Origin of the sequence: Clostridium sp. UBA6640 (assembly GCF_002455975.1) — a bacterium.
GTDB lineage: Bacteria > Bacillota > Clostridia > Clostridiales > Clostridiaceae > Clostridium_J.
In genome coordinates this window covers 1-4,034 of record NZ_DKLM01000018.1, presented here as the reverse complement: position 1 = coordinate 4,034, position 4,034 = coordinate 1, and the positions used below count along the sequence as shown (strand labels likewise).

The window sequence follows — 4,034 nt, the reverse complement described above, 5'->3', positions numbered from 1 at the left end:
ATTTTAATAGCATAATCTGCCAGTGCTTGCTCAGTTGATGTTATTTTCACTGAAGCTATAGTTCCATCAAGATTTTCCGCATAAACTCTTAAGTTGTTAGTACCTTCTCTTAGTTTAGCTTTATTTACTGCATACTTAAAAGTTAAATCTTCTTTTACAGTTACATCTTCTCCATTTATTTGTAATTTATTTAATGGTTTAGTTACTCTTCCTTTAATTTCATATAATCCTTTACTGTCAAAAACAGTTTCATTCCATTCCTCCACTGATGGATCTATATTATCAAAAATCACTATAGAATTTTCTACAACACCATGTTTAACAGAAAACGGAGTTACTGCAACATTAAGTCCTTTATCCACAGTTATTATAGAAATATCATTAGCTTCATTCTCAGTTAAATTTAAAGTAACACTATATTTATTTCCGTTACAAACTATATCTTTATTTGGTATTTTCTTTTTATTAAGAGTTACATCATAAGATGAAACACCAGAATAATCTTTAACTTCCCATTCCAGTTTGTATTCTTTTTTATCAGTTACTTTACTAGATAATACTTTAACCTCTGGAATTTCTGTATCAACTATCACAGGAATATCGTATTTTTGTGGTTTAGAATTTGGTAAATCCACATAGAAATTATATCTTAAAAGATACTCTCCATCCTTAGGTACAACCTTACTTCCTTTGGAAACATCATAATAAGTTCCATCCCAAGCTAGATCTGGATATAGATAAACACTCTTTCCTTTTCCATTAGGATCCCCATATACTTGTTTCCTCATGTTATCTTGATATCCAACTTCACCTAGTATTTTTCCATCTTTATCAATTAATTCTGTTCTTGCAGTCTTTATATTTCTTAGCTTATATAATACTGGCACAACAGTATCCAAGTTGCCGTCTCCATTAGGTGAAATTACCGCATCAATTAATTTTCCATTATCCTCTTCTCCTAAATATACATAACTTCCTTCAACCTGAGATGCTATACCTGAACTTAAATTAAGCGTACCTGGGAAACTTGTTGACTTCTCCCATCTCCAGTCACTTATTACTCTTTCTTTAGACCAATCTCCATAGAATCCCATAAAAGGTACATATAAGTTTGGATTTTCTTTTTCATCTTTAGAAATAAATTTTACAAATCCTTCGATAAAACTCTCTGAATTTACGTCTTTTAATGATAATGTAACTGTAACTTTTCTTGAACTATTTGCTTTTATAGTAATTTCTTTATCACTAAAGCTTAAGTTGGCTTTATCTTGAGGTAATACATCATCATATGGAGTTATTTGAGCAATATTATCTTGAACATTATTTGTTAATACTCCATCTTCAACTCCTAATGTATAAGTTGCATCCTTATTTCCATAATTTTTAATGTCTAACTCAAAGGATACTTTATCTGATTTAATCTCCTTCAATGCTACAGATGCTTCTCCATTATGAGTTACAGTAATTCTATTTCTTACAGCTTCATTTAATTGAAGCATACCTGCCCCTTGTCTTCTTGGAGAGAAAGGTCTAGCCTCTATTCCCTCCTGTGGAGTTTCATACTGTGGCTTTGCTGTATTCATCATAGATATCTTTGCAAATTCTACGCTATCTTTACCATTAATGGTTGGTAAGTCTTTCTTTAATGCTTCTCTTATAACTGACATTGCTCCAGATATATGTGGTGCTGACATAGATGTTCCACTCATGTTTCCATAAGCATTATTATTAAGTGTTGAATATATACTTCCACCTGGTGCTGATATTTGTGGCTTAAATGATAAATCCGGTGCACATCCCCAAGAAGTACTTAACGCAAAATCATTTGCTCCCTCATTAGGTAAAATCGTAACTCCTGTTCCAACTTTTATTGTATATGGATTATCATTAGCTATGCTTGTTGCTATAGTCTTACCTAGAGTATTTCCTACAAATATAGCAGGTATTTTAACTGCTGGATCTTCAGCCATTTTAATCAAACTGTCTTCGCCACTCTCATTGTTATACATTATTACAGCCTTAGCTCCTGCTTTTTGAGCATTGACTATCTTTTCAGCAAAGGATAAATTTCCTCTTTTTATAAGAGCAACTTTTCCCTTAGCATCTATTCCTGTAAAATCATCAGCTCCGCCAAAATTGCAATTTACTATATCTTTTATCATAGTGCCATTATCCATTTTAATTGTGTGTTCTTCATATGGAAATCTTACCACTTGTCCATCTGAACCTTTTATAGGATTTCCATCTTTATCGCATAAACCTACAGTTGGTAGAGTTATAAGTGAATTATTATAATTCGCCACCATAAATGCATCTCTAGCTAATGCTGGTGACCCTGCTGTACTAATATCTTTTATATTAGGATCATTATATGGTGCTGTTTGATAAGAAGAGTTTCCAGCAGAAACTACTACTACAACTCCTGCATCTGAAGCTTTTTTTATGGCCTTTTGTTCTGCATCATTGACATCTACAAAGCCTGCTGCCGATCCTAAACTCATGTTTATAACGTCTGCACCTAGTAATACTGAATCCTCTATCGCTGCAACAACATCATCTGTAAAAGCACCTGGACGTGGTCCATTAGAAAATGCTTTCATTGCTAACAGTTGTGCTTCTGGGGCTACCCCTTGTATTCCTTCCATCTTTTTCATATCCTCATCACTGGCATTAGCTGCTACAATTCCAGCAACATGCATACCATGCATTGAGGCATCATATTGAGTATCTATAATTTGCTCATTATCATCTGAATAATTAAATCCAAATGGGACTTTATCAGTATAATATCCTTTCACAGCTGTTTTATCTAGCCAACTTTGTCCTGCTTCTAATGCACCTGATTTTATTAATTCTTTAACTTTTGATGCATTCAATTTATTTTTTGATGAATCTTGAGGTGCTCTCATGTCTTTATGTGTATAATCTATACCAGTATCTATTATGGAAACTACTGTTCCTTCTCCTTTATATCCATAGTTACTCCATTCAGTATAAACTTGAGTAAGATCTTTAGCATTAGTCATGTCCAAATAATAAATATTAGCTTCTTTAACGCTAACTACACCGGATATTTTCTTTAATGAATTCATCTCTTTTCTCTTTAAATCCATACTAAATCCGTTTATTAGTGTTCCATAACTATGTCTTATTTTAGCACCTTGTAAGTTAGTAGCTTTTGCTTGTATGCTTTTAATATCATTTTTTATTCTATTGACATCTTGGAGATTTATTTTTCCTCCATTAGCAGACATATCTACTGCAGATTTTCCTTCAACTTCAACTATAACCCTTACTACCTCTTCTTGATCTTGCTCTTTTAAATCCACCTTTTCAAATTTCATATCTTTTATTATGCTATTTATATTATCTTTTTCATTTACAGTTTGTTCGTTTATTGAGATATTCTTCTCATTGTTTATATTGGGCTCAACCCCTGCATAAGCTTTAACCCCACTTGTAGATGAAAAAATAACCATAGCTGATGTGACAATACTTAACGTTCTAATTTTTTTACTAACCATAAAACCCCTCCTCAAAATAGAATAAATGTAAATATAATACTTCAATTTTATTTTATAGATAAACTAATTTCAACTATAAAATAAATTTTATTCCATTTTGGGTTAAAATTTACAAATAATTAAGAATATACAATAAAAATTTACAAATATTTAAAATTAGTTAGATAAATTAAAAATCTGTTACGAATATAACATTTGTATTAAATTATTGCGTATTGTAGCGGCGAACAGTGTTCGCCACTACAATAAAACACTAGCAAATGTAGCCTCTCCATAGTACTAGTTAAATTTATTAATATTGTTCCGACCTATGCTGCACCTCAGGGGAACCCTAANNTGGAGAACTAGCAATTGTATTGATAGTAAAAAAATAATTAAAGAAATTAATTCGTAAGAATCAATTTTAATCACAATCGTCAATTGTCCATTGGCTAAGGTAGTTTTTAACATAAAAATATTACTGGATAGCAACTATCCAGTAATATTTTAATTAATCTTATTCTGTGATTT

The 4,034-nt window shown here is 31.5% G+C and carries 1 protein-coding gene; it reads right to left on the bottom strand.

Annotation, left to right across the window (positions count from 1 at the left end):
- On the bottom strand, positions 1-3,524 hold a 3,524-nt coding region (locus B2W91_RS02440; RefSeq protein WP_291578690.1), incomplete at its 3' end, for a S8 family serine peptidase.
- Positions 3,525-4,034 lie beyond the last annotated feature (510 nt).